Annotated in this window: 30 protein-coding genes; 15 read left to right on the top strand and 15 right to left on the bottom strand. The window is 74.6% G+C overall.

What is annotated here, in order from left to right; all coding sequences use genetic code 11:
- Positions 1-12: 12 nt before the first annotated feature.
- Together ACN27C_RS25520 and ACN27C_RS25515 are read right to left on the bottom strand one after the other, a co-directional pair.
- On the bottom strand, positions 13-1,098 hold the full coding sequence (locus ACN27C_RS25520) for a DUF3866 family protein (protein ID WP_422748627.1): 1,086 nt from the start codon (positions 1,096-1,098) through the stop codon (positions 13-15).
- A gap of 44 nt (positions 1,099-1,142) precedes the next feature.
- Positions 1,143-2,135: a cation diffusion facilitator family transporter gene (locus tag ACN27C_RS25515; RefSeq protein ID WP_422748625.1), complete on the bottom strand. Its 993-nt coding sequence runs from the start codon at positions 2,133-2,135 to the stop codon at positions 1,143-1,145.
- A 104-nt stretch (positions 2,136-2,239) separates the two neighbouring features.
- Here ACN27C_RS25515 and ACN27C_RS25510 point away from each other — a divergent pair, with 104 nt between their 5' ends.
- The 5 genes from ACN27C_RS25510 (at position 2,240) to tatC (ending at position 6,032) form a co-directional block, all read left to right on the top strand.
- A complete protein-coding gene (locus ACN27C_RS25510; protein WP_120570075.1) occupies positions 2,240-3,238 on the top strand; it encodes a helix-turn-helix transcriptional regulator in 999 nt (332 codons plus the stop codon).
- Positions 3,235-4,242, top strand: coding sequence for a helix-turn-helix transcriptional regulator (locus tag ACN27C_RS25505; RefSeq protein WP_422748623.1), 1,008 nt, complete (start codon positions 3,235-3,237; stop codon positions 4,240-4,242). The genes ACN27C_RS25510 and ACN27C_RS25505 overlap by 4 nt, the downstream gene beginning before the upstream one ends.
- A gap of 10 nt (positions 4,243-4,252) precedes the next feature.
- Positions 4,253-4,501 carry a hypothetical protein gene (locus ACN27C_RS25500; protein ID WP_120570073.1) on the top strand — a complete coding sequence of 83 codons (249 nt, stop codon included), beginning with the start codon at positions 4,253-4,255 and terminating at the stop codon, positions 4,499-4,501.
- 217 nt (positions 4,502-4,718) lie between these two features.
- A complete protein-coding gene (gene tatA / locus ACN27C_RS25495; RefSeq protein ID WP_350816950.1) occupies positions 4,719-5,057 on the top strand; it encodes a Sec-independent protein translocase subunit TatA in 339 nt (112 codons plus the stop codon).
- 21 nt (positions 5,058-5,078) lie between these two features.
- The gene (gene tatC, locus ACN27C_RS25490) at positions 5,079-6,032 is read left to right on the top strand and encodes a twin-arginine translocase subunit TatC (RefSeq protein WP_422748620.1); all 954 of its coding nucleotides are present in this window, start codon (positions 5,079-5,081) and stop codon (positions 6,030-6,032) included.
- Positions 6,033-6,242: 210 nt separating this feature from the next.
- On the opposite strand, the gene ACN27C_RS25485 is transcribed toward tatC, so the two are convergent.
- Positions 6,243-7,187, bottom strand: coding sequence for an ABC transporter substrate-binding protein (locus ACN27C_RS25485; protein WP_422748618.1), 945 nt, complete (start codon positions 7,185-7,187; stop codon positions 6,243-6,245).
- Between the two features lie 138 nt (positions 7,188-7,325).
- Here ACN27C_RS25485 and ACN27C_RS25480 point away from each other — a divergent pair, with 138 nt between their 5' ends.
- The 3 genes from ACN27C_RS25480 (at position 7,326) to ACN27C_RS25470 (ending at position 9,828) form a co-directional block, all read left to right on the top strand.
- On the top strand, positions 7,326-8,024 hold the full coding sequence (locus tag ACN27C_RS25480; protein WP_120570070.1) for a hypothetical protein: 699 nt from the start codon (positions 7,326-7,328) through the stop codon (positions 8,022-8,024).
- 119 nt (positions 8,025-8,143) lie between these two features.
- On the top strand, positions 8,144-8,794 hold the full coding sequence (locus ACN27C_RS25475) for a fasciclin domain-containing protein (RefSeq protein ID WP_233585716.1): 651 nt from the start codon (positions 8,144-8,146) through the stop codon (positions 8,792-8,794).
- 107 nt (positions 8,795-8,901) lie between these two features.
- The gene (locus tag ACN27C_RS25470; RefSeq protein ID WP_422748614.1) at positions 8,902-9,828 is read left to right on the top strand and encodes a diacylglycerol kinase family protein; all 927 of its coding nucleotides are present in this window, start codon (positions 8,902-8,904) and stop codon (positions 9,826-9,828) included.
- Here the strand turns inward: ACN27C_RS25470 and ACN27C_RS25465 are convergent.
- Positions 9,791-10,762 (bottom strand): EamA family transporter, encoded by a 972-nt coding sequence (locus tag ACN27C_RS25465; RefSeq protein WP_422748612.1) that lies wholly within the window; start codon positions 10,760-10,762, stop codon positions 9,791-9,793. The genes ACN27C_RS25470 and ACN27C_RS25465 overlap by 38 nt on opposite strands.
- Before the next feature lie 54 nt (positions 10,763-10,816).
- Positions 10,817-11,581, bottom strand: a complete 765-nt coding sequence (locus ACN27C_RS25460) for an HAD family hydrolase (protein WP_422748610.1) — start codon at positions 11,579-11,581, stop codon at positions 10,817-10,819.
- 85 nt (positions 11,582-11,666) lie between these two features.
- Between ACN27C_RS25460 and ACN27C_RS25455 the strand changes: the two genes are divergently transcribed.
- Together ACN27C_RS25455 and ACN27C_RS25450 are read left to right on the top strand one after the other, a co-directional pair.
- On the top strand, positions 11,667-14,447 hold the full coding sequence (locus ACN27C_RS25455) for a DEAD/DEAH box helicase (protein ID WP_120570066.1): 2,781 nt from the start codon (positions 11,667-11,669) through the stop codon (positions 14,445-14,447).
- Positions 14,448-14,612: 165 nt separating this feature from the next.
- Complete coding sequence (locus ACN27C_RS25450; RefSeq protein ID WP_091428121.1) at positions 14,613-15,500, top strand: MHYT domain-containing protein; 888 nt, start codon at positions 14,613-14,615, stop codon at positions 15,498-15,500.
- An 8-nt stretch (positions 15,501-15,508) separates the two neighbouring features.
- Here the strand turns inward: ACN27C_RS25450 and ACN27C_RS25445 are convergent, their stop codons facing one another.
- Positions 15,509-16,465 carry a 5'-3' exonuclease gene (locus ACN27C_RS25445; protein WP_357895592.1) on the bottom strand — a complete coding sequence of 319 codons (957 nt, stop codon included), beginning with the start codon at positions 16,463-16,465 and terminating at the stop codon, positions 15,509-15,511.
- Positions 16,466-16,531: 66 nt separating this feature from the next.
- Between ACN27C_RS25445 and ACN27C_RS25440 the strand changes: the two genes are divergently transcribed.
- The 4 genes from ACN27C_RS25440 to ACN27C_RS25425 all read left to right on the top strand — a co-directional run bounded on the left by ACN27C_RS25440 (position 16,532) and on the right by ACN27C_RS25425 (position 20,149).
- Positions 16,532-17,617 (top strand): DUF4037 domain-containing protein, encoded by a 1,086-nt coding sequence (locus ACN27C_RS25440; RefSeq protein ID WP_120570063.1) that lies wholly within the window; start codon positions 16,532-16,534, stop codon positions 17,615-17,617.
- 128 nt (positions 17,618-17,745) lie between these two features.
- Positions 17,746-19,125 (top strand): PHB depolymerase family esterase, encoded by a 1,380-nt coding sequence (locus tag ACN27C_RS25435; protein WP_422748606.1) that lies wholly within the window; start codon positions 17,746-17,748, stop codon positions 19,123-19,125.
- 122 nt (positions 19,126-19,247) lie between these two features.
- Positions 19,248-19,370 carry a ribosomal protein bL36 gene (locus ACN27C_RS25430; protein ID WP_091428126.1) on the top strand — a complete coding sequence of 41 codons (123 nt, stop codon included), beginning with the start codon at positions 19,248-19,250 and terminating at the stop codon, positions 19,368-19,370.
- Between the two features lie 5 nt (positions 19,371-19,375).
- Positions 19,376-20,149, top strand: a complete 774-nt coding sequence (locus ACN27C_RS25425; RefSeq protein WP_422748604.1) for an SDR family oxidoreductase — start codon at positions 19,376-19,378, stop codon at positions 20,147-20,149.
- Here ACN27C_RS25425 and ACN27C_RS25420 read toward each other — a convergent pair.
- The 4 genes from ACN27C_RS25420 to ACN27C_RS25405 all read right to left on the bottom strand — a co-directional run bounded on the left by ACN27C_RS25420 (position 20,109) and on the right by ACN27C_RS25405 (position 22,596).
- Positions 20,109-20,870 (bottom strand): glycosyltransferase family 2 protein, encoded by a 762-nt coding sequence (locus ACN27C_RS25420; RefSeq protein WP_120570060.1) that lies wholly within the window; start codon positions 20,868-20,870, stop codon positions 20,109-20,111. The two genes, ACN27C_RS25425 and ACN27C_RS25420, sit on opposite strands and share 41 nt — an antisense overlap.
- 83 nt (positions 20,871-20,953) lie before the next feature.
- Complete coding sequence (locus tag ACN27C_RS25415) at positions 20,954-21,592, bottom strand: YdcF family protein (protein WP_358175995.1); 639 nt, start codon at positions 21,590-21,592, stop codon at positions 20,954-20,956.
- A gap of 21 nt (positions 21,593-21,613) precedes the next feature.
- Entirely contained in the window at positions 21,614-21,883 is a 270-nt protein-coding gene (locus ACN27C_RS25410; RefSeq protein ID WP_422748601.1) for a DUF4873 domain-containing protein, read from the bottom strand.
- The gene (locus ACN27C_RS25405) at positions 21,880-22,596 is read right to left on the bottom strand and encodes a TetR family transcriptional regulator (RefSeq protein ID WP_120570057.1); all 717 of its coding nucleotides are present in this window, start codon (positions 22,594-22,596) and stop codon (positions 21,880-21,882) included. Before ACN27C_RS25405 ends, ACN27C_RS25410 begins: the two co-directional genes overlap by 4 nt.
- Positions 22,597-22,644: 48 nt before the next feature.
- On the opposite strand from ACN27C_RS25405, the gene ACN27C_RS25400 reads away from it, so the two are divergent.
- A complete protein-coding gene (locus ACN27C_RS25400) occupies positions 22,645-23,547 on the top strand; it encodes an AurF N-oxygenase family protein (RefSeq protein WP_422748598.1) in 903 nt (300 codons plus the stop codon).
- Positions 23,548-23,591: 44 nt separating this feature from the next.
- On the opposite strand, the gene ACN27C_RS25395 is transcribed toward ACN27C_RS25400, so the two are convergent.
- The 5 genes from ACN27C_RS25395 to ACN27C_RS25375 form a co-directional block, all read right to left on the bottom strand.
- Positions 23,592-25,043: a cellulase family glycosylhydrolase gene (locus ACN27C_RS25395; protein WP_422751673.1), complete on the bottom strand. Its 1,452-nt coding sequence runs from the start codon at positions 25,041-25,043 to the stop codon at positions 23,592-23,594.
- A 138-nt stretch (positions 25,044-25,181) separates the two neighbouring features.
- On the bottom strand, positions 25,182-25,472 hold the full coding sequence (locus tag ACN27C_RS25390) for a BON domain-containing protein (RefSeq protein ID WP_091428140.1): 291 nt from the start codon (positions 25,470-25,472) through the stop codon (positions 25,182-25,184).
- A complete protein-coding gene (locus ACN27C_RS25385) occupies positions 25,466-26,032 on the bottom strand; it encodes an STAS domain-containing protein (protein ID WP_120570054.1) in 567 nt (188 codons plus the stop codon). Before ACN27C_RS25385 ends, ACN27C_RS25390 begins: the two co-directional genes overlap by 7 nt.
- Positions 26,029-26,343 carry a hypothetical protein gene (locus tag ACN27C_RS25380; RefSeq protein ID WP_120573797.1) on the bottom strand — a complete coding sequence of 105 codons (315 nt, stop codon included), beginning with the start codon at positions 26,341-26,343 and terminating at the stop codon, positions 26,029-26,031. Before ACN27C_RS25380 ends, ACN27C_RS25385 begins: the two co-directional genes overlap by 4 nt.
- 9 nt (positions 26,344-26,352) lie before the next feature.
- Positions 26,353-26,718, bottom strand: coding sequence for an STAS domain-containing protein (locus ACN27C_RS25375; protein WP_091428145.1), 366 nt, complete (start codon positions 26,716-26,718; stop codon positions 26,353-26,355).
- Between the last annotated feature and the right edge of the window lie 43 nt (positions 26,719-26,761).

Below are 26,761 nucleotides of genomic sequence, written 5' to 3'. Positions count from 1 at the left end.
CGGCGGCGCGGCTCAGCCGAGCAGGCGGGCCGCGTGCCGGCCGGCGGCGGCCGCGGCCAGGAAGTACGCGTGGTCGGCGTCCAGGCCCCGGCCCATCGTGGACAGGCCGACCGGGGCGGCCCGCAGCGCCGCGTCGAGGCCGTCGGCGGGCACCGTGACGATCGTGTGCCGGTCGGCCAGCGGCGCCACCGCCGCGGCGACCTCCGCCGCCAGGCCGGGGGGCAGGCCGTCCGGCACGACCAGCTCCGCGGGGGCCAGCGCGACCCGACCGTACGCGGTGAGGCTGTGGTGGGAGACGCCACGGTGCCGGGGGCGGGCGTCGGCGTCGGAGATGCGCAACGACCCGACCGGGCGCCCGCCCAGCGTGGCGACCGCGTTCACCGCCTCGCCGACGGCGACGCCGGAGAAGCCCCAGCGGGTGCCGGTGCCGAGGTTGCCCGGCCCCTGGGCGACGATCGTCAGGTCCGCGTCGAGCACGTGCCGCGCGGCGAGCAGACCGCTGTGCAGCGTGCTCGCCTCCAGGTCGCCGCCGAACGCCTGGCCCACGCTCACCGTGCCCACGAGGTGCCCGGACAGCCCGGCCAGCGTGCGGGAGAACCAGGCCGGCAGCGCCCCGCCGTCGGTCAGCACGTACGCCACCCGGGCGTCGGGCGCGTCGGCGCGTACGCCGGCCAGGATCGCGGGCAGCGCGGAGTGCAGGTCGGCGGTGACCACCGGCATGCCGTCCACGGTGTCGGCGGCGGCCAGCCGGTCGTGGTGCGGCGACGCCTCCTCGTCCACGCCGAGCAGGATCGGTTGCAGCGGCGTGTACCGGGCCTTGACCAGGTGCCCGGCGTCGCGGCTGTCGCCGGCCTGCGGCGGGTCCGGCGGCAGCCGGTCGGGCAGCGCCACGACCAGCGAGTACCCGCCGGTTCCGAGGCCCATCAGCAGCGCGCCGGCGTTGAGCAGCACCCGGTCGCCGGGCTCCGGCTCGCCGACCAGGGCCGGGTAGGCCAGGGCGCGCATCCGCGTGCCGTCGGGCAGGTCGACGTCCAGTTCGGCAGCGCCGGCCCACCGTCGCCGTACCGCCGTGACCGTGCCGGACCGCCATCGCACCATGCGGTGCACGCTATCGGCCGCCGCCGGGACGGCCCCCGGGCGGGTCAGGGGTTCCGGTCGTCGACCGGGCGGCCCGCCTCGTCCTGCGTGGTGCGGGCGGGCCGGCCGGGGGCGCGGGACCGGGTGGGGTCGAGGAAGACGTACGCGATCTCCGGGAAGTGCCCGGTGAGCCGGCGCTCGGCCTCGTCGGCGGCGGCCTCGATGTCGGCGCCGGTGGCGTCGTCGCGGAAGTCGACCTTGGCGGCGACGAGGATGTCGTCGGGGCCGAGGAACATGGTCATCAGCGTGTCGATCCGGTCCACCGTCGGCACGTCCGCCAGCTCCCGCTCGATGCGCCGGTGCAGCCGGTCGGACACGGAACGGCCGACCAGCAGCGAGATGTTGCTGCGCGCCAGCACGGCGGCGACGACCAGCAGCAGCACGCCGATGAGGATCGAGGCGATCCCGTCGTACAGCTCGTCGCCGGTCAGGTGCGACAGGGTGAGCCCGCCGGCGGCGATCAGCAGGCCGATCAGCGCGGCGCTGTCCTCCAGGAAGACCGCCTTGACCGTGGTGTCGGCGGTCAGGCGCAGGTAGCGGCGCGGGGTGGTGCCCCAGCGGCGCGACTCGCCGCGCACCTGCCGGACCGCCCGGGCCAGCGACACCGACTCGATCGCGAAGGAGACCGCCAGCACCACGTACGCGACGAGATACTCGCCGCTGTGCTCGTGCACCAGGATGGTGGTCACGCCGTGCGTGATGGCGAAGCCCGCCCCGGCGACGAAGGTGAACAGCGCGGCGAGGAACGCCCAGACGTAGCTCTCCTTGCCGTACCCGAAGGGGTGCCGGGTGTCGGCGGGCCGCGCGCCGCGGCGCAGCGCCAGGTAGAGCAGCACCTCGGTGGTGGTGTCGGCGAGCGAGTGGGCGGCCTCGGAGAGCATCGCCGCGGAACCCGAGATCAGGCCCGCGACCAGCTTCGCGACCGCGATGGCGAGGTTCGCCGCGCCGGCCACCACGACGGTGCCGACGCTCTCGCTCTTGACCTCCGGTTCCGCCATGCGATCACCCTATGACCGGTCGATGCCCGCCGCCGGGTGGGAAGACCCCCGCGCCGCGCCGCGCGGGTGCCCGCGCCGGACGCGCGGGCTGCTAGCGTTTGGGCGTGTCCCGGACCCGTACCGAACGCCTGGTCAACCTGGTGATCTGCCTGCTGTCGACGCGACGCTTCCTGACCGCCGCGCAGATCGCCGCGACCGTGCCCGGCTACGAGCACGACCCGGACGACGCCAAGGACCACGAGGCGTTCCAGCGCAAGTTCGAGCGCGACAAGGCCGAGCTGCGTGAGCTGGGCGTGCCGCTGGAGACCGGCACGGCGAGCGTCTTCGACGCCGAGCCGGGCTACCGGATCGCGCCGCGCGCGTACGCGTTGCCCGACATCCCGCTCGAACCGGACGAGGCCGCCGCCGTGGGCATCGCCGCCCGGCTGTGGCAGCACGCCGGGCTGGCCGCCGCCGCGTCGTCGGGGCTGGCGAAGCTGCGCGCCGCCGGCATCGACGTCGACCCGCAGGCCACGCTGGGCCTGGAGCCGATGGTCACCGTCGACCCGGCGTTCGCGCCGCTCACCGCCGCCGCGCGGGACCGGCGCGAGGTCAGCTTCGACTACCGCGTCCCGGACCGGGACGCGCCCACCCGCCGCCGGGTGCAGCCGTGGGGCGTGGTCTGCTGGCGCGGCCGGTGGTACGTCGTCGGCCACGACCTCGACCGCGACGCGACCCGCTGCTTCCGGTTGTCCCGGGTGGTCGGCACCGTCCGGGCGACCGGCGAGCCGGGCGCCTACGAGCCGCCCGCCGGCGTCGACCTGATCAGCCACGTGGCCCGCTGGTCCGGGCCGGTGGAGCGCACCGGCCGGGCCACGGTGCTGGCCACCCCCGGCCGCGCCGCCGGGCTGCGCCGCTGGGCCGTCGAGTGCCAGGCCGGCCCCGACGGGGACCGGCTGGTGCTGCCGTACGCCGACGCCGACTACCTGGCCGGCCAGATCGTCGGGTACGGCCCGGACGTCCGCGTGCTGGAGCCACCGGAGGTACGGGAGGCGGTCATCCAGCGGCTCAAGGAGGTCGCCGCCCGGCACGACGAGCTGGCCGTGACCGGGGGTGCCCGGTGACCCGCCCGGCGGCCCGCGCGGGCCGTGCCTCCGCCGACCGGCTGGCCCGCCTGCTCAACCTGGTGCCCTACCTGCTGGCCCGCCCCGGCATCGAGATCGCCGAGGCGGCGCACGACCTCGGGGTGACCGAGAAGCAGCTCCGGGAGGACCTGGAACTGCTCTGGGTGTGCGGGCTGCCCGGCTACGGTCCCGGTGACCTGATCGACATGGCGTTCGACGGTGACCGGGTGACGATCACCTACGACGCCGGGATCGACCGCCCGCTGCGGCTCACCCCGGACGAGGCGCTGGCGCTGGTGGTGGCGTTGCGGATGATCGCCGAGACGCCGGGCGTGGCCAACCGGGAGGCGGTCGAGCGGGCACTCGCCAAGATCGAGAACGCGGCCGGCGACCTGGCCGGCGCGCCTGTCGAGGTCCGCCTGCCCGGCGACTCCGCCCGGGTACGCGAGCTGCGCGCCGCCGTCGAGCGCGGCCGGGCGCTGCGGATCACCTACTACACCCCGGCCCGGGACGAGACCACCGAACGCACCATCGACCCGCTGCGGATGCTGATGGTCGGCGGCCGGGCGTACGTGGAGGCGTGGTGCCGCCGCGCCGAGGGGGTGCGGCTGTTCCGGGCCGACCGGATCGACGCGGTGACCGAGCTGCCGGAGCAGGCGGTGGTGCCGCCGCAGGCCCGCCCGCACGATCTCAGCGACGGCGTGTTCAGCCCGTCGGCCGACCTGCCGCTGATCACGCTGCGGATCGGCCGGGGTGAGCGGTGGATCACCGAATATTATCCGTGCGAGCGGGTCGTGGCCGACGGCGAGCAGTGGCTGGTGTCGTTGCGCGTCACCGACCTCGGGTGGGCCCGGCGGTTCGTGCTCGGGCTGGGCCCGGAGGTGACCGTGGTGGCCCCGGCCGAGCTGGCCGAGCAGGTCCGCGCCCAGGCCGTGGCCGCGCTCGACGCGTACGCCACCCCGGCCGGCAGCGCCGACCCGGCGGCCGTCGGCGGCACCCGATAGGCTGACCGCCGTGGTGACGTGGATCGTGCTCGGGGTCGTGGTGTTCGCGCTGGTCGTACTGGCCCTGGCGATCCGTCCGGTGGTGAGCCGCCTGCCCGGGCTGCGCCGTTCCGCGCTGGCGTTGCAGCGACGGGCGGTCGAGGCCGAGTCGCTGCGTGCGGCCGCCGAGCAGTTGCAGGCGCGGGCCGAGTCGCTCCAGGAGCGCGCCGCTGTCGCGCAGGAGCGGATCACGTTGATCAAGGCCAAGCGCGGCGACTGATCGACGGCGGTCGGCCCGGTGAGCGTCGTCTGCGCGTTCCCGGGTGGTTACGCGCAGGAATGCGCGGACCTGGACGGTTGACGGGACACTTCGGGTTGGTCGAAACTTCACCGATCGGGCCCGCACCGGCAGGCCCGCGGGGGTGGCAAGCCGCTGCGACACACGTACGATGGGCGACGACCCACCCCTCACCGACACAGAGCGACTGGAGCTTCCCATGGGTGCCCTCAAGCCGTGGCACATCGCCGTACTCGTGGTCGTGCTGATCCTGCTGTTCGGCGCGAAGCGGCTCCCCGACGCGGCCCGCTCGCTGGGCCGCTCGCTGCGGATCATCAAGGCCGAGACCAAGAGCCTGCACGACGACGACCGCGACCTCGCCGAGAAGGCCGACGCGCAGGCCGGCTACCAGCCGCTCCAGCCGCAGCAGCCGGTACAGGGGCAGCCGTACGTCCAGGGCCAGCAGCAGTACGCCCAGCAGCCGTACGCGCCGCAGCCGCAGCCGCAGCAGCCCGTGGCCCCGCCGGCCGACCCGGTGCAGCGCGTCCGCGAGAACTGATCCGAGAGGGCCTCAATCACCGTGGCCTTCGGGTTGAAGAAGCGCGGCCCGAGCAACTTCGCGCGGGCCGCCGACGGCTCGATGACGCTCATGGAGCACATCCGTGAGCTGCGTAACCGGCTGTTCCGCGCGTCGCTGGCGATCCTTGTCGGTTTCGGGTTCGGCGTGTGGCTGTCCGGGCCGGTGCTGCACATCCTGCAGAAGCCCTACTGCGACCTGCCCAAGGCGCGGTTGATCGACGGCAACTGCAACTTCGTCCAGCTCGGTCCCGCCGACCTGTTCCTGCTGCAGATGAAGGTGGCCCTCTGGGTCGGCCTGATCATCGCCGCGCCGATCTGGCTCTACCAGCTCTGGGCGTTCATCGCGCCGGGCCTGCACCGGCACGAGCGGCGGTACGCGTACTTCTTCACGGCGCTGGCGGCCCCGCTGTTCGCCGCCGGCGCGGTCCTGGCGTACTTCGTCACGTCCAAAGGGCTGGAGTTTTTGCTCAACGTCTCCGGCGGCGGCGACGTGACCACCACGCTCGACATCACCCGCTACGTCGGGTTCGTCACGAACCTGATCCTGCTGTTCGGGGTGGCGTTCGAGTTCCCGTTGATCGTGCTGATGCTCAACTTCGTCGGCATGGCCAGCGCCAAGCGGCTGCTCAGCTGGTGGCGCGTGGCGGTCTTCGTGTTCTTCGCGTTCTCCGCAGTGGTCACGCCGACGCCCGACCCGTTCGGCATGACCGCGCTGGCGATCTGCCTCTGCGCGCTCTACTTCGCCGCGGTGGGGGTGGCGTTCCTCAACGACAGGCGACGCGGTCGTGGGCGTGAGGCCTACGCCGGCATCGCCGACGACGAGGTGTCACCGCTGGACCTGTCGGACGAGCCGGTGCCCGCCGGTGGCCGGATCGAGGCGTCCGAGCCGATCGGCGCACCCGAGCCGATCGTCGCCCCGAAGCCGATCGAACGCCGCTACGACGACATGACCTGACCGATCCCGCGCACCTCCGGACGCCGTCCCCGCTCCACGGGGGACGGCGTCCGCGTCTCCGCACCCGCCCCGCGCCGCCCTTCCGAGAACGCGCAGACACCCCGCCCTGAGTCGATCTTGGACTTGGTGCCCCTCGGATGCCGGAAATCCGCACTTTGCCCGGGCCGAAACTGCAAGATCGCCGGGGGGCGAGGGTCGGGGCGGGGTGGGTCAGGTTAGGCGGTGGGCTGTTTCGGGGTGGGGTGGGGGGACGGACTCGGGGTGCAGGATCGCGGCTATCGTCTCGGCGCCGTCGACCAGGCGCGGGCCGGCGCGCACGATCAGCCCGTCCGCGTCCAGCGCCCACACCTGCGCGTCCGGGAAGTGCCCGGCCACCGCGGCGGCCTGCTCGGCCGCGCCGTCGAGGCGGAACCCGCACGGCGCGACCAGCACCACCTCGGGGCGGGCGGCCCGCAGGGCCTCCCAGGTGGTCGGCGCGGACCGGGCGCCCCGGTGGGTGGCGACCGGCTCGCCGCCGGCGACGTCGACCAGGTCCGGGATCCAGTGCCCGGCGCCGAACGGCGGGTCCACCCATTCGACCACCGCGACCCGCCGCCGGGGCCGGCCCGCCACCGCCGCGCCGACCGCCGCGAGCCGGGCACGCAGGCCGTCGACCAGGGCCTCCGCGCGATCCGGCACCCGGGCCGCCGCGCCCACCGCGCGGATCGACTCCAGCACGTCGTCGAGGGTGTACGGGTCGAGCGACAGCACGTCGGCCCGGCACCCCAGGTGCTCCACGGCGTCGGCGACCCGGCCCGAGGGGAGCGCGCAGACGCGGCAAAGGTCCTGGGTGAGGATCAGGTCCGGGTCCAGCCCGGCGAGCGCGCCGGCGTGCAGCGTGTAGAGGTCGGCACCGGCCGCTACCTGCGCCCGGACGTACGCGTCGATGTCGCCGGGACTCATGCCCCGGGTGTCCCGGCCGCCGACGACCACAGTGGTGCCCGACCGGTACGACGCGGGCACGTCGCACTCGAACGTGACGCCGACCAGGTCGTCGCCGAGGCCGAGCGCGTACACGATCTCGGTGGCGGAGGGGAGCAGGGAGACCAGCCGCATGCCCGCCATCATGCCCCGCGGACGGACCGCCCCGCCCCGGGGCCGGTCCGGTGCGGACATCGGGCCGCCCTCGGGCCTTGCCGGGACGCCGTACCCGCTTAGACTCTGCTGACTCCGCCGAGCCCCCCGGGCGGTGTGCCGGGGTGCGTCGGCGCCCCGTTCCGGTCAGCCCGTCTGACCTGCGCTCCGGAGAACCCGATGAAGAGCCGTACCGCCGCCGTCCTGACCGTCCTCTGCGCGGCCACCGCGCTCACCGCCTGCGGTGACGACGAGCCCGCGCCGAAGGGCCAGCAGGTGCCGGTGACCGCCACCGACACCAGCTGCGAGGTCACCACCACGCTGTTCACGCCGGGCACCGTCACGTTCACAGTGACCAACCGGGGTCAGCAGGCCACCGGGGTCTACGTCTACGGCCGGGAGGGTGACGCCTTCACGAAGGTGATCGCGGAGGTCGCGGACGTGCCGGCGGGCCGCACCGGCGACCTGCGCGCGTCGCTGCAGACCGGCACGTACGAGGTGGCCTGCAAGCCGGGCCGGCAGGGTGACGGCGTGCGGACCCGGATCACCGTCTCCGACGACGGCAATCTCGCCAGCGCCGCGGCCGAGGTGGCCTACGACCGGTCGGTGACGATCGAGCTGACCGACGACGCGATGAACGGCGTGGACGCGCTGATCGCCGAGCCCGGCGAGAAGCTCGCGTTCAAGGTGACGAACAAGACCGCCGGGGCCCGGACGCTGTACGTGCTCAACCCCGAGGGCAAGCGGGTCGCCGAGATGAAGGCCGAGGCCAACGGCACCGCCGAGACGGTGGTGACGCTGGGCGCGGCGGGGGACTGGTCGCTGAAGGTCAAGGGCGACGGCGTGCCGTCGGTGAGCAAGCCGTTGGTGGTCCGCTGAGGCGCGACACCGTCGATCAGAAGTCGGTCGATCCGGGTGCATCCACCGGGGACGGTCGGGGCGAAGCAATGGTCGTGACGACAGTCACGGACCTGGTCGCTTCGACGAAAGGCTCCCCGATGAACATCGCTCGTCTCGCCGCCCGGCTGGCTGTGGGCGCCACCGCCGCGGCGGTGGCCACCACCGCCGTCGCCGTGCCCGCCCAGGCCGGCGCCAAGCAGCCGGGTACGCGGTCGCTGGCGGCAGTGCTCACCGCCGACAAGAGCGGCTTCGACCGCAACTCGCGGGACTTCGACGTCCTCACGAAGGCGGTCCTGACGGTGTTGCAGGCCAAGCCGGACTCGCCGGTGAAGGTGCTCACCGACGGCACCGTCGCGCTGACCGCGTTCGTGCCGAACGACTACGCGTTCCGCGAGCTGGTGCGGGACATCACCGCCGCGAGGAAGCTGCCCGGCGAGAAGGCCGCGTTCGACGCGGTCGCCGGCCTGGGCGTGGACACCGTGGAGGATGTCCTGCTCTACCACGTCGTGCCCGGCGCGACGATCGACCGGAAGGCGGCGCTGAAGGCCGACGGCGCGGACCTGACCACCGCGCTCGGCGCCACCGTCGAGGTGGACGTGAAGCGCTGCTGGTACGGCCGCGAGGTGCGCCTGGTCGACGCCGACACCAGCGACCGCAACGCGCGGGTGGTTCGGTACGACATCAACAAGGGCAACAAGCAGATCGCGCACGCGGTGGACCGGGTGCTGCGCCCGATCGACCTGCCCTGACCCACCCCCGCCACGGCGCCCGGCACCCCCTGCCGGGCGCCGTCGGCGTGCGCCGGACATTCGCCGCCTGACCTGCCTCTGGTGGGCGGCGCGAGCCGTGCCGTACGGTGCTCGCCGTGACCGCGCACGATCATGTCCCGCCCGGCCCCGTCGCCGTGCTCGCCAACCCGACCGCGGGCCGGGGGCGGCACCGCGGACTGCTGCCCGGGATCCTGGAGCGCCTCGCCGCGGCGGGCCGCCCGGTCGAGCTGCTGCGCGCGCGTACCCCCTCCGAGGCGGAGGCGGCGTGCCACGACGCGGTCACCGGCGGCGCCGGGGCGCTCGTGGCGGTGGGCGGCGACGGCACGATGCACCGCGCGTTGCAGGCGGTCGCCGGCACCGACGTGCCGTTCGGGCCGGTCCCGGCGGGCACCGGTAACGACTTCGCGGTGGACACCGGCTTCCCGGCCGACCCGACGGCCGCCGTCGAGGTGATTACCGCGGCGCTCGCCGCCGGCCGCGCCCGGCCGGTGGACCTGGCGCGGCTGTCCCGGCCCGGGGAGGCCGACCGCTGGTTCGGCGCGGTGCTCGCGGCCGGTTTCGACGCGATCGTCAACGAACGCGCCAACCGGATGCGCTGGCCGCGCGGCCCTCGCCGGTACGACCTGGCGATAGTGGTGGAGCTGGCCCGGCTGCGGCCACGCCGCTACCGGCTGGTCCTCGACGGGGTGGCGCAGGAGGTGGACGCGGTGCTGGTCGCGGTCGGCAACACGGCCAGCTACGGCGGCGGCATGCGGATCTGCCCGGACGCGGACCCGCACGACGGCCTGCTGGACGTGGTGGTCGGCGGGCGCTTCGACAGGCGCACGCTGATGCGGGTCAAGCCGCAGATCTACCGGGGCACCCACGTCACGCACCCGCTGGCGCGCGTCTACCGGGCGCGGACGGTGGAGCTGGCCGCCGAGGGCATCACCACGTACGCCGACGGGGAACGCTCCCTCGACCTGCCGGTGACCGTCACCGCCGTGCCGGCGGCGCTGCGGCTGCTGCGCTGACCCCCGCCAGGTCCGCCTGAGACAGCTCGCCGGGAACGGCCGGCGGCGAAGGCGGAGGCGCGGCAGGAGGCGCCGCGGCGGCGCGGACCGCACCGGCGCTCGCGGCCACCACGAGCGCGATGGCGAGCACCTCGACCGGGCGCAACGCCTGGCCGAGCACCAGCCAGCCGGCCACCGCGGCGATCGCCGGGCCGAGACTCATCATCACCGCGAACGTCGCGGTCGGCAGCCGCCGCAGCGCGGCCAGTTCCAGGCTGTACGGCAGCACCGAGGCGAGCAGCGCCAGCCCGGTACCGAGCCCCAGCACCACCGGGTCGGCGAGGCGACCGCCGCCGGCGGCCAGCCCGAACGGCAGGGTGAGCAGCGCCGCGACGGTCAGGGCGAGGGCCAGCCCGTCGGCGCCGGGGAACCGCGCGCCGATCCGCGCCGAGCAGACGATGTACGCGGCCCACATGGCGCCCGCCGTCAGCGCCAGCGCGGCGCCGGCCGGGTCGAGCCGGTCGAACCCGCCCTGCCCGAGCAGGACCACCCCGGCCAGCGCCAGCGCGGCCCAGCACCAGGCGGCCACCCGGCGCGCGGCGATCACCGACAGCGCCAGCGGGCCGAGCACTTCCAGGGTGACGGCCGGGCCGAGCGGGATCCGCTCGATCGCCTGGTAGAAGATCGAGTTCATGCCGGCCAGGGCCAGCCCGAACGCCAGCACCGCCGCCCAGTCGCGGCGCCCGTACCCGCGTACCCGCGGCCGGCAGAACACGAGCATCAGCAGCGCGCCGATGGTCAGCCGCAGCGTCACCGCCCCGGCCACCCCGGTACGCGGGAACAGCAGCGCGGCCAGCGCGGAGCCGAACTGCACCGACAGCGCCCCGCCGAGCACCAGCGCGACCCCGCCGAGCCGTCCCGGCGCACGCGGCGGCAAGGGGTGGGCACCGGTCATGCCCCTGACGGTAGCCGGTGCGCCGCGACGGGTTCGCGCCGCTGGGGTGTGCGCTCAGGCGGCCCCGGCCAGGTCGAGCACCGCGCCGAGCCCGTTGGGGCGGCCGGCGTCGGCGCAGGGCAGCACCAGCACCCCGCACCCGGCCGCCACCGCGCCCGCGTCGGCCGGCGTGTCGCCCACCATGAGCGTGCGCTCCGGGTCGACGCCGAGCATCCCGCAGGCCCGCAGGAAGATGCCCGGGTCCGGCTTGCAGCGCCCCACCTCGTACGACAGCGCGTACGCGTCGACGAGCGCGTCGAGGTCCCAGGCGGCGAACAGCGGCCGCAGGTCGAAGCCGATGTTGCTGACCACCGCCACCTTCACCCCGGCGGAGCGCAGCGCTCCCAGCACGGGGGCGGTGTCCGGGTACGGCACCCAGCCCTCGGGCACCAGCACCCGCTCGTAGAGCGCGTCGGCGAACCCGTCGATGCTGGTGTCCACGGTCTCGGCCAGCCCGGTGTACGCGCCCCGGTGCGCGTGCGGGTAGAGATCGCGGTCGGCCCACAGTTCGGCCAGCCGGGGCGGCACCCGCGCCGGCAGCGGGCCGCCGGCACGCCCGGCGGTGAGCAGCCGGTCGGCCAGCGAGGTGGCCCGGATCCGGTCCAGCTCGACGCCGCAGGCGGACGCGGCGGCGAGCACCCAGGCCAGCGGCTCCTCCACCTGGGCGAGGGTGCCGTGGAAGTCGAAGAGCACCGCCTCCACCGGCCGGCGGGACGGGCCCGGGCGGACGGCGTCGTCGGCGCCGCTCGAGACGTGGGGCAGTTCGGTACGGTCCGGCACGTCGTGCACCCTACCGACCGCTCCGACCGTCCTGCCGGATGGCCTTGACCGGTACTCCTCGGCGGCACCGATTAATCTTGGATCCATGTCGAGCCCCGCCGAGCGGTACGCCGCGGCGCGCCGCCGGGCCGCGCAGGCCTCCGCCTTCCCGGCCCTGGACGAATTCTCGCTGGATCTCGGGTTCGATCTCGACGACTTCCAGCGCGAGGCGTGCGAGGCGCTGGAGCGGGGCAGCGGCGTGCTGGTCTGCGCTCCCACCGGCGCCGGCAAGACCGTGGTGGGTGAGTTCGCGGTGCACCTGGCGCTGCGCGGCCGGCCCGGCGGCGACGCGCCCGCCACCCGGCGCAAGTGCTTCTACACCACGCCGATCAAGGCGCTGTCCAACCAGAAGTACCACGACCTGGTGGACCGCTACGGCGCCGAGCACGTCGGCCTGCTCACCGGCGACAACGCGATCAACGGCGACGCGCCGGTGGTGGTGATGACCACCGAGGTGCTGCGCAACATGCTCTACGCCGGCTCGGCGACGCTGGAGGGCCTGGCGTACGTGGTGATGGACGAGGTCCACTACCTGGCCGACCGGTTCCGCGGCGGGGTCTGGGAAGAGGTGATCATCCACCTGCCCGAGTCGGTCACGCTCGTGTCGCTGTCGGCCACCGTCTCCAACGCCGAGGAGTTCGCCGACTGGCTGGTCACCGTGCGCGGCGAGACCGCGGTGGTGGTCTCCGAGCACCGGCCGGTGCCGCTGTGGCAGCACATGCTCGTCGGCAAGCGGATGTTCGACCTGTTCCACGACGCCGACGCGGCCCGCAAGCACGATGTGCACCCCGAGCTGCTGCGCTACACCCGGGACACGATGCGCCGGCTGGAGCTGGGCGAGGGCCGCAGCGCCGGTCCCGGCGGCGGGCGGCGCGGCCCCCGCTGGCGCGGCCCGATGCGCCCGGACATCGTCGACCGGCTCGACCGGGAGGGACTGCTCCCGGCGATCCTGTTCATCTTCAGCCGGGCCGGCTGCGACGCCGCCGTGCAGCAGTGCCTCGCCGCCGGGCTGCGCCTCACCTCCCCGGAGGAACGCGCCGAGATCCGCCGGGTGGTGGAGTCCCGGGTCACCGCCATCCCCGGCGAGGACCTGTCGGTGCTCGGCTACTGGGAGTGGCTCGACGGCCTGGAGCGCGGGCTGGCCGCGCACCACGCCGGCATGCTCCCGGCGTTCAAGGAGGTGGTAGAGGAGCTGTTCGTCCGCGGGCTGGTCAAGGCCGTCTTCGCCACCGAGACGCTCGCGCTGGGCATCAACATGCCGGCCCGCTGCGTGGTGCTGGAACGCCTCGTCAAGTTCAACGGCGAGGCCCACGTCGACCTCACCCCCGGCGAGTACACCCAGCTCACCGGCCGGGCCGGCCGCCGGGGCATCGACGTGGAGGGCCACGCGGTCGTGGTCTGGTCGCCGGAGACCGACCCCCGGCACGTCGCCGGGCTCGCCTCCACCCGCACCTACCCGCTGCGTTCCAGCTTCCGGCCGTCGTACAACATGGCCGTCAACCTGGTCGGCAGCGTCGGCGCGGCGCCGGCCCGGGAACTGCTGGAGTCCTCGTTCGCGCAGTTCCAGGCCGACCGGTCGGTGGTGGGCCTGGCCCGTCAGGTGCAGCGCAACACCGAGACCATCGACGCGTACGGCGCGGAGGCCGCCTGCCACCACGGCGACTTCGACGAGTACTTCGCGCTGCGGGTGGCCATCGCCGACCGGGAACGCGCCATCGCCCGGCAGGGGCAGACCCAGCGCAAGGCGGCGGCCGTCGCCTCGCTGGAGCGGCTGCGGGTCGGTGACGTGATCCGGGTGCCGTCCGGTCGGCGGGCCGGACTGGCGGTGGTGCTGGACCCGGCCACCGGCGGGTTCGGCGAGCCCCGGCCGCTGGTCCTCACCCAGGACCGCTGGGCCGGGCGGGTCACGCCCGGCGACTTCACCACCCCGGCCGAGGTGCTCACCCGCATCCGGGTGCCGAAGCACTTCAACCACCGATCGCCCGCGGCCCGGCGGGATCTGGCCGCCGCGGTCAGTGGCACCGGCCTGGACCGGCACGGCGGCCGGCGGGGCGGCCGGTCCCGTCAGGCGGCGGGGGAGGACCACCGGCTCAGCCAGCTCCGCGTCGAGCTGCGCGCCCACCCGTGTCACGCCTGCCCGGACCGGGAGGAGCACGCCCGCTGGGCGGAGCGGCGGCGCCGGCTGGAACGCGACACCGAGGAGCTGCGTGAGCGGGTGTCCGGGCGGACCGGCTCGCTGGCCCGTACCTTCGACCGGATCGTGGCGTTGCTGACGGCCCGCGGCTACCTGGCCGCCGACGGCGAGGTCACCGACGCCGGGCGGATGCTGGCCCGGATCTGGACCGAGGCGGACCTGCTGGTGGCCGAGTGCCTGCGCCGCCGGGTGTGGGACGGCCTGTCCCCGGCCGAGCTGGCCGCCGCCGTGTCGGTGGTGGTGTTCGAGGCCCGGCGGGACGTCGACGAGCGGGCGTCGCTGCCGCGCGGCGCGGTGGCCGACGCGGTCGACGAGACGCTCAAGCTGTGGGGCGACATCGAGGCGGACGAGGCGGCGCGCGGCCTGGCCGTGACCCGGGAGCCCGATCTCGGCTTCGCCTGGCCGATCTACCGGTGGGCGCGCGGCGAGGCGCTGGCGAAGGTGCTGGCCAGCGGCCACCAGATCGACGGGGAGATGCCGGCCGGCGACTTCGTCCGCTGGGCGCGCCAGGTCGTCGACCTGCTCGGGCAGGTCGCCGACTCGGGCGGCGCCTCGGCCGAGCTGCGCGGCACCGCCCGGCAGGCCATCGCGGCGGTCAACCGTGGTGTGCTGGCCTACCACGCCTCCGCCTGACGGTCACTTTCGGTCAGCGATTACCGGAAATCGACGCACCTCTGCGTCACGGCGGCACCACCCCGCGAATTGGCGGGGGGTCGATGCACGCCCTGGTCAGGGCCTATCCCATCATTGCCCGGGGCGCCGTGGGTCGCGCTGAGCCGAGGATGAGGGAAGGGCGTCGTGGGCGAGATCAATCACTTCGAGTACGGATGGATCACACCCGCGCTCAGCTACGCGTTGTCGGTGCTCGGCTCGGCGCTCGGCCTGGTCTGCGCCGGGCGGATCCGGACCGCCACCAGCGCCGGCCAGCGGGCCTGGTGGGGCCTGCTCGCCGCGTGGGCGCTCGGCGGCACCGCCATCTGGGCCATGCACTTCATGGCGATGCTCGGGTTCGCCGTCGGCGGCACCCGGATCCGCTACGACGTGCCGCTGACGGCCGCCAGCACGGCGATCGCGGTGGCGGCGGTCGGCATCGGGCTGGCGATCGTGGGCACCGGCCGGCTCGCCGCGCCCCGGCTGATCGCCGGCGGGTTCTTCACCGGCGCCGGGGTGGCGGCCATGCACTACACCGGCATGGCCGCCATGCGCCTGGACGGCTCGCTCGGCTACGACCCGCTGCGGGTGACCCTGTCCGTGGTCATCGCGATCGTGGCCGCCACGGTGGCGCTCTGGCTGGCGATGACCGTCCGCCGGGGGATCGCCATCGCCGCGTCGGCGCTGGTCATGGGCATCGCGGTCAACGGCATGCACTTCACCGGCATGAGCGCGCTGTCGGTGCACCTGCACGAGAGCCGCGGCCCGGCCTCCGGCACCGAGGTGAGCGGGCTGCTGGTGCCGATCGTGCTGGCGGTGGTCTTCGGCGTGGTCGGGCTCGTCTACGCGCTGCTCGCCGCGCCGTCCGACGACGACCGGGCCGGGGCCGCGTACGTCAGCGCGCGGCTCGACGAGGGGCCGCAGACGGTGGCCGCCGAACCCGCGCCGGACCCGGTCGGCCTGCGGGCCCGGTCGACGCTGGCGCAGCCCGGCGCGCAGTTCCCGTCCCGGCGGAGCACCGACCGCCCGTCGTGATCAACTGATCACGATCGGTCGCCGGCCAGTGCGTCGACGAGACGGCGGCACGAGCCGGCCAGGTTCCAGCGCTGCGCCAGCTCCAGCAGCCGGTCCGGGTCGGCGGGGGACGTGGGCAGTGCCGGGTCCAGCTCGGGCAGCGGCACGTCGGTGGCGACCCGAACCACCTTCGGCGCCACGGCCAGGTAGTCCCGGGCGGCGTCGAGCTTCGCCCGCAGCCCGGGCGCGAAACCGGAGCGGGGGTCGTCGAGCGCGGCCAGGATGCCGTCCAGCCCGCCGTAGCGGTCGATCAGCCGGGCGGCGGTCTTCTCGCCCACCCCGGCCACGCCGGGCAGCCCGTCGCTGGGGTCGCCGCGCAGCGCCGCGAAGTCGGCGTACCGGTCGGCGGGCACACCGTAGCGGGTGCGGACCGCCGCGTCGTCGCAGTCGTCCAGCTTGGCCACGCCCCGGCCGACGTAGAGCAGGCGTACCGGGTGGGCGTCGTCGACGAGCTGGAACAGGTCGCGGTCGCCGGAGACCACCTCTACCGGGCCCGGCTGGGTCACCGAGAGCGTGCCGAGCACGTCGTCGGCCTCGTATCCGTCGGCGCCCACGGCCGGGATGCCGAGCGCGTCCAGCACCTCCAGGATCATCGGCACCTGCGGGGACAGCGTGTCCGGCACGACCTCGCCGCCCTCGGGCGCGACCCGGTGCGCCTTGTACGACGGCAGCAGCTCCACCCGCCACGCCGGCCGCCAGTCGTGGTCGAGCGCGCAGATCATCCGGTCGGGCCGGCGGGTGCGCACGAGCTGGGCGAGCATGTCGAGGAAGCCGCGGACGGCGTTGACCGGCTGGCCGTCGCCGGTCTTCGCGGCCGACTCGGGAATGCCGAAGTAGGCGCGGAAGTAGAGGCTGGGGGAGTCGATCAGGAGGATCGGCTGTCGTTGTGCCACGCGGACAAGCCTTCCACAGCCCTGTGACGACATGGGGGAGGCGACCGCCGGGCCGGAAACCCGGGCGCGCGCGGGGCGCGGCATGAGCAGACTGGCGGGGTGAGCTTCGTACCCGGCCTGACCCTGGCCCGCCGGTTCCACGACGAGGTGGTGGGTCCGCTGCTGGCGCGGCGGCTGCCCGGCCTGCCGTACTCCGCCGGTCTGCTCGACGGCGGCTCCGAGCTGCTCGGCCTCGACACGCCCCGCTCCACCGACCACGACTGGGGTCCGCGTACCCAGCTCTTCGTGGCGGCCGCGCACGACGTCGCGCCGGTCCGGGCGGCGCTGGACGCGGAGCTGCCGGCGCGGTTCCTCGGCTGGCCGACCCGCTACTCAGGCGGGCCGGAGGCGCGCCTCGGCACGGTCCGCGCCGACGGCGACCGGCACGGCGTGACGGTGGACGAACTCGGCGGATGGCTGCGGGAGCGGCTCGGCGCCGACCCGCGCACCGGACTGACGGCGGCGGACTGGCTGGCGACGCCGACGCAGCGGCTGGCCGAGCTGACCGGGGGAGCGGTGTTCCACGACGGGCTCGACGGCGCGCTCACCGACGTCCGCGCCCGGCTGGCCTGGTATCCGGACGACGTGTGGCGGTACGTGCTCGCCTCCGGGTGGCAGCGGGTCGCGCAGGCCGAGCACCTGGCCGGCCGGTGCGCCGAGGTCGGCGACGACCTGGGCAGCCGGGTCGTGGTCGCCGGACTGGCCCGGGACCTGATGCGCCTCGGCCTGCTGCTGCACCGGCGCTGGCCCCCGTACGCGAAATGGCTCGGCACGGTGTTCGCGACGCTGCCGGACGCGGCGCCGGTGGTGGACGGGCTCGCCGCCGCGCTCGGCCCGGGCGACTGGGCGGCCCGGGAGCCCGGCCTGGTCCGGGCGCTGGAGACGGTCGCCGGCTGGACCAACGACGCCGCGCCGGCGCCGCCGGTGGACCCGGCCGCCCGGCCGTTCCACGACCGGCCGTTCCTGGTGCTGCACGCCTGCCGGTTCGTCGAGACGCTGCGCGCCGCGATCACCGACCCGCAACTGCGCGACCGGCCGCCGGTCGGCGCGGTGGACCAGTACGTGGACAGCGTGGACGTGCTGACCCACGCGGACCGTGCCCGCCGGGTGGCCGCGGCGGTTGTCGGCCCGCCGGCCGGGGCCTAGACTCCGATTCGAGTCGCATCGATCCGCGACTGTCTATCTCGTCTCCGAGGGTCCGGGCCGCCCATCGCAGGCGCCTCGCCGGCGAGAACGCCGCGCCACGCGGCGTTCCCACCATCCGAGGAGAACGCATGCTGTCCAGAAGGAGCAGACTCCGGCTGCTCGGTGCGGCGCTGGCCGCGGCCGGGCTCGCCGTCGGGGCGGCGCTCGCCGTCCCCGGGCCGGCCTCGGCCGCCGCGCTGACCGAGGTGACGAACTTCGGCACCAACCCGAGCAACCTGCGGATGTACCTGTACGTCCCGGACACCGTCGCGGCCCGTCCCGGCCTGCTCGTGGTGAACCACTACTGCACCGGCAGCGGCCCGGCCATGTACTCCGGCACCCAGTTCGCGGCGCTCGCCGACCGGTACGGCTACATCGTGGTCTACCCGTCGGTGACGCGCAGCAGCAAGTGCTTCGACGTCTCCTCGCCCCAGGCGCTGCGCCGCGACGGCGGCAGCGACCCGGTGGGCATCAAGTCGATGGTGGACTACGTGCGGCAGCGCTACCCGGTGGACTCGCAGCGGATCTTCACCACCGGCACCTCGTCCGGCGCGATGATGACGAACGTGCTGCTCGGCGACTACCCGGACGTGTTCCGCGCCGGTGCCGCCTTCGCCGGTGTGCCGTTCGGCTGCTTCGCCACCACCAACGGCTCCGAGTGGAACAGCGAGTGCGCCAACGGCCAGGTGCTGAAGACCCCGCAGCAGTGGGGTGACCTGGTGCGCAACGCCTACCCCGGCTACACCGGCCCGCGCCCGCGGATGCAGATCTGGCACGGCACCAACGACGAGACGCTGCGCTACCCGAACTTCGGCGAGCAGATCGACCAGTGGACGAACGTGAACGGGCTGAGCCAGACGCCGGCGTACACGGACAGCCCGCAGGCCGGCTACACGCGTACCCGCTACGGCGGCACCGGCGGCACCGCGACCGTCGAGGCGATCAGCATGCAGGGCGTCACGCACAACCTGCCGGTGGACGCGGCGCAGGCCATCCGCTTCTTCGGCCTGGACTCCACCGCGCCGCCGACCACCGCGCCGCCCACCACGCCTCCGCCCACCACGCCTCCGCCCACCACGCCTCCGCCCACCACGGCACCGCCCACGACGCCGCCCCCCACCACGGCGCCGCCGACCACGCCGCCGCCGTCGGGCGCCTGCCGGGTCGGGTACGTGGTGAACGCCTGGAACAACGGCCTGACCGCCGCCGTGACGATCACCAACACGTCCACCGCGGCGATCAACGGCTGGAACCTCGCGTTCACACTGCCGGGCGGTCAGACGATCACCGGAGGCTGGAACGCCACGTACAGCCCGTCCAGCGGCGCGGTGACCGCCCGCAACGTGTCCTACAACGCGTCGATCCCGCCGGGCGGCTCGGTGGACATCGGCTTCCAGGCCACCCACACCGGCAACACCGGCAGGCCCGCCTCGTTCACGCTCAACGGGAGCACCTGCACGGCCGCCTGAGCGGGGCCGCAGCGGCATCCCGGCCGCGCCCGTCCCGACCGGGGCGGGCGCGGCCGGGCATGACCGCACCGGCGGCGGGTACCCGTGCCGGACGGACACCGGCGGGAACCGAAGGAGCGGATATGAAGGTCCGAAGCTCCCTGCGCGCGCTCAAGCGCAAGGCCGGCTCGATCGTGGTCCGGCGCCGGGGAAAGCTGTTCGTGCTCAACAAGGCCGACCGGCGGCAGAAGGCCCGGCAGGGCTGAGCCCGATGGCCGACATCCTGATCACCGGGGCCGGCAGCGGGCTCGGCCGGGGCACCGCGCTCGGGCTGGCCCGCGAGGGCCACCACGTGATCGCCGCCGCGCAGGTCTGGCCCCAGGTCCGCGAACTGCGCGCCGAGGCGCAGCGGGCGGGCGTCGCGCTGGACGCGATCAAGCTGGACGTCACCGACCCGGCCGACCGGGCCGCCGCGGCCCGGCACCGGGTGGACATCCTGGTGCTCAACGCGGGCGTGCAGGAGGCCGGCGCTCTGGTGGAGATCCCGATGGACCGGGTCCGCCGGTCGTTCGAGGTGAACGTGTTCGGCCACCTGCACCTGGCGCAGGCACTGGTGCCGCCGATGCTGGCCCGGGGCGCGGGAAAGGTGGTCTGGGTGTCCTCCGCGGTGGGCGTGCGGACCCGGCCCTTCATCGGCGTCTACGCCGCCACCAAACACGCGATCGAGGCGCTGGCCTGGGCCATGAAGGGCGAGCTGGAACCACGCGGGGTACGCGTCGCGGTGATCAACCCCGGCCCGTACCGGACCGGCTACAACGACACCGGCGTGGAGACCATGTCCCAGTGGTGGGACGAGTCCGCCGCCCTGCTGCCCCGGCCCGACTTCGGCGACTACCTCGGCCACCAGCGCGATCCGCAGGAGATGATCGACGAGATGGTCCGGGTGGTGCCGGCCGGGGAGCACCCGTACCGCACCGCGTACCCGCCGTCGCTGCGCGACCAGCTCAGGGAGTTCGAGTCGCAGGTGTGGGACGCGACGTCGTGACGGCGGCGGCCGGTACGGCGTCCACCTCGGAGCGCCCCGCCAGGCGGGCGACGGCGGAGGCGGCCAGCGGGCGGTAGATCCGCACCGAGTCGGCGAGCGCGGAGAAGTGCGAACCCGAGTTGTCGCCGTGGTAGTGGGTGGCGATGTCCACCTGCTCGACCGGCACCCCGGCGCGGACCAGCCGCAGCAGCACCGCCATCTCGTACTCGAAGCGGTCACCCGGCACGGTGGTGAGCCAGCCGAGCAGGGCGGCCGGGTAGGCGCGCAGCCCGGTCTGGGTGTCGCGCACGTCGAGGCCGGTCGCCAGCCGGAACGCCACCCGGGTCGCCGCGTTGCCGAACCGGCTGCGCGCCGGGACCTCACCGTCGAAGCGGCGTACGCCGAGCGTCGGCGCCCCGGTGACGCGCATCCGTTCCGCCACGCGGCACACGTCGGTCACGCCGTGCTGGCCGTCGGCGTCCACACACACCACGTCGCGTCCGGGACGGTGCGCCGAGGCGTACCGGAAGCCGGTGCGCAGCACCACGCCCTTGCCCCGGTTGACCCGGCGGCGCAGCACCGTCGCCCCCTCGGCGCGGGCCGCGCCCAGCACCCCGGCGGCGGCCGGGCCGCTGCCGTCGTCGACGACGAGCACGTCCGCGCCGGGCAGCGCCGCCCGCAGGTCGCCGACCAGCGGCGGAAGCCGGTCACCGGGCCGGTACACCGGCACGAGCACGATCACGGAACCTCCCGGGTGGACTCGCCCGCCGGCACGGCCCGCCGGGTCGATCGAGGACCGTCGTACCCCGCGCCCGCTCCGGCGAATCACCGCCGGGGCGTGAGGCGTCCGATCCGGTCGGCGGCGCGGGTCAGCGTGCGCTCGCGGCGCAGCGACGCCTCCGGGGTACGCACGCCGAGGAAGCCGATCCGGCTGAACGCGCGGGCGGCCCGCTCCCGCCGGACGGGCACCGGGTCGGGCGCGGTCACCGGCACGTCGGCCAGCGCCCGGCCGGACAGCCCGAGCACGCGCGCGGCGAGCAGCCGGACGCGGGGCAGGTGCCACGGGTGGGAGACCAGCCCGAGTGGCCGCTGGGCGGTGAACTCCGCCGCGCCGAGCAGCCCGTCCTGGACGGTGTGCGCCAGGTTCTGCACGGTCGTGCGGGAGCGGGTCTCGGCGGCCGAGCGGGCGTACGCGTCGAGCCCGGCGTCGCGCGCCAGCGCCCGCATCAGCTCCGCCTCCCGGTATCCGGCGGGCGGGGCGGGCGCGCCGGCCGGGCCGTGCGGCCAGCCGCCGGTGAACACCACCCGGGCGTCCGGCGCGCGGCGGAACGCCTCGGCGTGCGCGCGGACGTAGGCCACCGCGGCCTCGGTGCGCGCGACGCTCTCCGCGGTGAGCCGGTAGCCGTCGTCGCCGGCCACCACCCCGCGCCCGAAGACCAGCAGCACTGTGGCGGGAGGCGTCATCCCTTCACGGTACGGGCCGGATCACTCGTCGTCCGGCGGCCAGGGCGGCGTGCCGACGCCGGTGATGCGGACGCCGCCCCACGGGTCCACCTCGGCCAGCCGGGCCCGGGCGACCCGTTCGCCGATCCGGACCTCCACGTCCCGGCGGCCGGAGCGCAGCAGCCGCACCAGGCGCGGTTCCGGCTCGACCCGCCCGGCCCAGTGGTAGCGGCCGTCGACCGGCTCGAACCGCCCGCCCGCGTGCAGCCGTACCGGGGTGCCGGCGATCTCGGCCGGGCCCTGCCAGGTCACCTGTCGATCCGTTCGTGCGCGCGGGTCAGCTCCGGTGGCAGGTCGGCGCCCCGGCGGACTCCCTCGATGCCGCTCCACAGCAGCGTGGTCAGGTATTCGGTGAGCGCGGCCCGGTGGATCGGCTGCCCGTGCGTGGTCCACCAGTCGCCGACCGCCTGCACGAACCCGACCAGCCCGTACGCCCACGGCTCGGCCGGGCCGGCGTCGAGGCCGAGCGCGCGCAGCCGGTCGCCGATGACCCGGGCCAGCCCGGTCGCGACCTGCCGGCTGGTGCCGGTGACCACCTGCTGGATGCCGGGATGCCCGGACTCGTGCACGAGGAACCGGTAGAGCGACGGCTCGTACTCCACGACGCTCAGGTACGCGTCGATCGTCGCCTCGACCAGCGCCCGCTCCTCGCGTACCTGCTCCACCGCGGGGGCGATGGCGGCCACCACGCGCGCCGCGACCACCTCGCTGACCGCCAGCCAGAGCTGCGCCTTGTCGGCGAAGTAGCGGTAGAGCACCGGCTTGCTGACCCCGGCGGTGGCGGCGACCTGGTCCATGTCGACGCTCGGGCCGTGTCGCAGCAGCGCCTGCACGGCGGCCGCGATCAGTTCCTGCCGCCGCTGTTCGCGGTGGTCGGCCCAGCGGTCGCGCCGCCCGCCGGAACGGGGTGCGGCCGGCTCCGGTGGGGCGTCGGGGCCATTGACATCGGTGGTGGTCCGTCGCATGCTACCACTCGTAACAGTTACTCGAAGTTACGTCAATATGGAGGGGTCATGGAGCGGACGACGGCCGGGTTCCCGCGCGAGGCGGTCGCCGATCGCCTGCTCTCCGCCTCGGTGCGCACCAGCTACGACCCGATGGTCGACATCGACTGGTCGGCGCCACCGGTGCCCGGCGCGTACTGGCTGCCGCCGACGCGCAGCAGTCTCTACGGCACGCCGCTGTGGGACGCCATGACCGAGGACCAGCGGGTCGAGCTGACCAAGCACGAGGTCGCCAGCGCGGCCAGCGCCGGGATCTGGTTCGAGACGATCCTCATGCAGATGCTGATCCGGCAGTACTACGACGCCGACCCGACCAGCCGGCACGCCCAGTACGCCCTCACCGAGGTCGCCGACGAGTGCCGGCACTCCATCATGTTCGGCCGGCTCATCGAGGCCGCGGGCGCGCCGGTCTACCGCGCCGAGCCGTTCGACCACCTGCTCGGGCGCTGGCTCAAGTCCACCGCGACCGGCCCGCAGATGTACGCGGCCATCCTGATCGCCGAGGAGATCCTCGACTCGTTCCAGCGCGAGATCATGGCCGACGAGTCGTTGCAGCCGCTGATCCGGATGGTGTCGCGCATCCACGTCGTGGAGGAGGCCCGGCACGTGCGTTTCGCCCGCGACGAGCTGACCCGGCAGGTCGAGGCGGCCGGGCCGGTGGCGCTGGCGTACGCGCGGATGGTGATCGGCCGGGCCGCGTACTCGATCACGCGGCGCCTGGTGCACCCGCGGGCGTACGCGGCGGTCGGGATCGACCCGGCGGCCGGCCGGGCCGCGGCGCGGGCCAACCCGCACTGGCGGGCCACGCTGCGCTGGTCCGCGCAGCGGATCGCCGACCACCTGACCGAACTGGGCCTGGTCGCCGGGCCGGGCCGGGTGCTGTGGCGCCGGGCCGGGCTGGTGGAGGGCTGACCGGCGGCGACCCGAAGGGGAAAGGATCGCCGCCGGCCGCCCGGTCAGGAGGTGGGGAAGTTGTCGGCGGTGCGGATGCGCTCGCGCATGTACGCGCCGGACTCGGTGAGCACCGACGTCCCGCCGAACGAGCCGGACGCGCAGGTGCCCGGCCGCAGTGCCGCCGAGCCCTCGGGGGCGTCGGAGAGCGTCCAGTTCGCATAGCTGATCTTCAACCGGTCGAGCAGGTCGAGCCAGGCGTTGCTGCTGGCGGTGTCGACAGCGCCGTCACCGGTGTACGTGACGGTGCCGAACTCGGTGACGAACAGCGGGAGCCGGCTCGCCGCCCGCTGCACCTCGTTGCGGTAGTTGTCCTTGTGCGACGCGGCGTAGAAGTGGAACGTGTACATGATGTTCTGCGCCCGCACCGGGTTGTTCACGATCTCGTCGGAGTTGCCGCCCTCGGACACGCCGAGCGAGGACCAGCCCCGGGTGCCGACGATGACCACCGCGTCCGGGTCGTTGGCCCGGATCACCGGGATGACCTGCTCGGCGTAGTCGCGGATGGTCGACCAGCTCACCCCGTTGGGCTCGTTGGTGATCTCGTAGATCACGTTCTTCTTCGCGGCGTTGCGCGCCGACACGTTGGCGAAGAACGTCTTGGCCCGGTCCAGGTTGTACATCGGGTCACCGGGCGTCAGCGTGTGGAAGTCGATGAGGGCGTACATGCCCCGGGCCTCGGCCTTGTCCACGAGCGTGTTCACCTGGTTGGTGAAGCCGGCCGGGTTGGTCTCGTAGCCCTGCTCCTGCACGTACATGGAGATGCGCAGCAGGTCGGACCGCCAATCGTTCGCGAGCACGTCCAGCGAGGCGTCGGTGTAGCAGTTGGCGAACCACTGCAACCCGTGCGTGCTCATGCCGCGTAGCTGGATCGGCCGCCCGTACTGGTTGCAGAGGTTGACGCCGCACACCTGGAGCTGGCCGTTGATCGCAACCGGCGTGGTGCCGGTCGGCGGCGGCGTGGTGGGCGGGGGAGTGGTCGGCGGTGGCGGGGTGCTCGGCGGGGGCGTGCTGGGCGGGGGCGTGTTCGTGCCGCCGGTGCAGACGGTGCCGTTGAGCGTGAACGACGTCGGGTTCGGGTTCGACCCGGTCCACGAGCCGTTGAAGCCGACAGTGGTGCTCGCGCCGGTGCCGAGCGTGCCGTTGTAGTCGAGGCTGCGGGCGGTGACCGCCGAGCCGCTCTGCTGCCAGGTGGCCGACCAGCCCTGCACCACGCGCTGGCCGCCGTCGGGGAAGGTGAAGCCCAGCGTCCAGTTGCTCACCGGGTCGCCGAGGTTGCGCACCGCCACGTTCGCGGTGAAGCCGCCGGGCCAGGAGTTGGTGGTGTAGGTGACGGCGCAGCCGGTCGCCGCCATCGCGTCGGGCGAGGGCAGGACGGCCACCGCCGCCAGGGCGAGCGCGCCGACCGCGCCGCCGGCGAGCAGGTGCCGCCGGGACGGGCGGGGAATCGAGAACATGCGGGAAGGTCCCATCGCTGGATGGTGATCGGACGGTGCCCGTCGTGAACCTGCCCGGAAAGCCCGACGCGGCGGCCTGGGGGAGCGCTCCCACGGCCGAGCGTAGAGGTGGATACCGATGCGTGCAACCGCCGCCGGTCAGCGGCCGCCGCGGCGCCCGCCGTAGAGCCGCAACGCGTTGCAGACGTCGTACACGCCCGGCACGTCCCACGCCAGCTCGGCGGCGACCAGGCGCGTCTGCGGGTCGGCCACCAGGCCGGCGAGGATGACCACCCGGTTCTGCACGGTCACGGTGATCTGCTGCCGGCGGGTGGTCCAGTCGGCGCTGAGCCGCTGGGCGACGAGCGACGCGAGGCGGGTGTCCGCGTCGTCGGGCTCCGGCCCGCCGCCGGTGAACGGGAACTCGGGGTACGGCCAGGGCATCACCACGGGGAGGGCTCCTTCTGTTCGGTCAGGACCGGTCGCCGGGACGCGGGGCCCGGCGCCGGGACGCGGCCGTCGACGACTGTGAAGACGCCGTCGAGCCGCATGGTGTGCAGCACGGTGAGCACGAACCGCGAGGGGGACAGCAGGCCCAGCCGCCGGCCGTCGCGCCGGGCGTCCTGGTGCGCGCGCACCAGCAGGCTGAGCCCGGCGGAGTCGATCACCTCCAGGCCGGACAGGTCGACCAGCTCCATGTCGTCGCGCCGGGAGCGCTCGTCGAGGGCGCGGCGGACCGCCGTGGCCGGGTCGACGTCGTGGGCGGCCGGTGTGCCGCCCACCTGCTCCAGGTCCTCGGTGCCCAGGCCGTCGTCGGCGATGGCCGCCCGGGCGCTGCACCGGGGGCAGTGGTGCGGTCCGGACGCGAACGGCGAGCCGACCCAGTCGTGCTCGAACACGAGCGTCCACACCACCTCGGCGTCGGGCAGCGTGGCGCCCGCGCCGGTGACGCTGTCACCGCAGCCGTCGCAGATGAGCATCATCAGGTGGTCCGCGGGTACGACAGTCACACCTCCTCCTTCCGCCGGCCGCCCGTGCCGGGAGGGGTCTGCCCCTGGGCCTCCGGCCGGCCGGCGGCGACCACCGCCAGCACGACCGCCACGGCGGCGAAGCCGGTCTGCACCATCAGCGGCAGCACCGGCGATCCGTCGGTGCGGTGGTCCACCAGCCCGACCACGATCGCGCCGAGCAGCGCGGCCGCGACGCCGAGCGCGAGTGTCAGCCACACCGGGACGGCCTTGCGCCCCGGCAGGACGAGGCGTCCCAGCCCGCCCACGGCCAGACCAACCACGAGCGCTCCGACGAGCGTGCTGCCGGTCACCACTCCTCCTCAGCGTGATGCGGACGCGACCCGGGCCCGGCCGCGCGCGGCCGGACGGGGCGTGTCGACGACGGGTACGGCACCGAGCCCGGAGTTCTCCAGGATGCGCCGGATCCGCGGATGCGGACTGCTCAGCGTGAGCAGACCGCCCTGGCGCGCCAGCCGGCGGTGCACGTCCAGCAGCAGCGCGACGGCGGCGGCGTCCACATGGCGGCACCCGGCGAGGTCGATCGTCAGCTCGCGGGGCCGGAGCGCGAGGATGCGGTCCATCACGTGGGCGACCTCGGGCAGCCCGGCGAGGTCCAGCTCGTCGGTGATGTCCACGCGCACGTGCGGCACCGCGGACTCCGGCGGGGACGGCAGGCTGGCAGGCATCGGGTCGCTTCCGTGACGGGATCGGGTCAGCCCCCACTCTGCG

Source organism: Micromonospora sp. WMMD1219 (assembly GCF_049315215.1).
Lineage (GTDB): Bacteria > Actinomycetota > Actinomycetes > Mycobacteriales > Micromonosporaceae > Micromonospora > Micromonospora tulbaghiae.
This window is presented reverse-complemented; position numbering and strand designations above follow the sequence as displayed.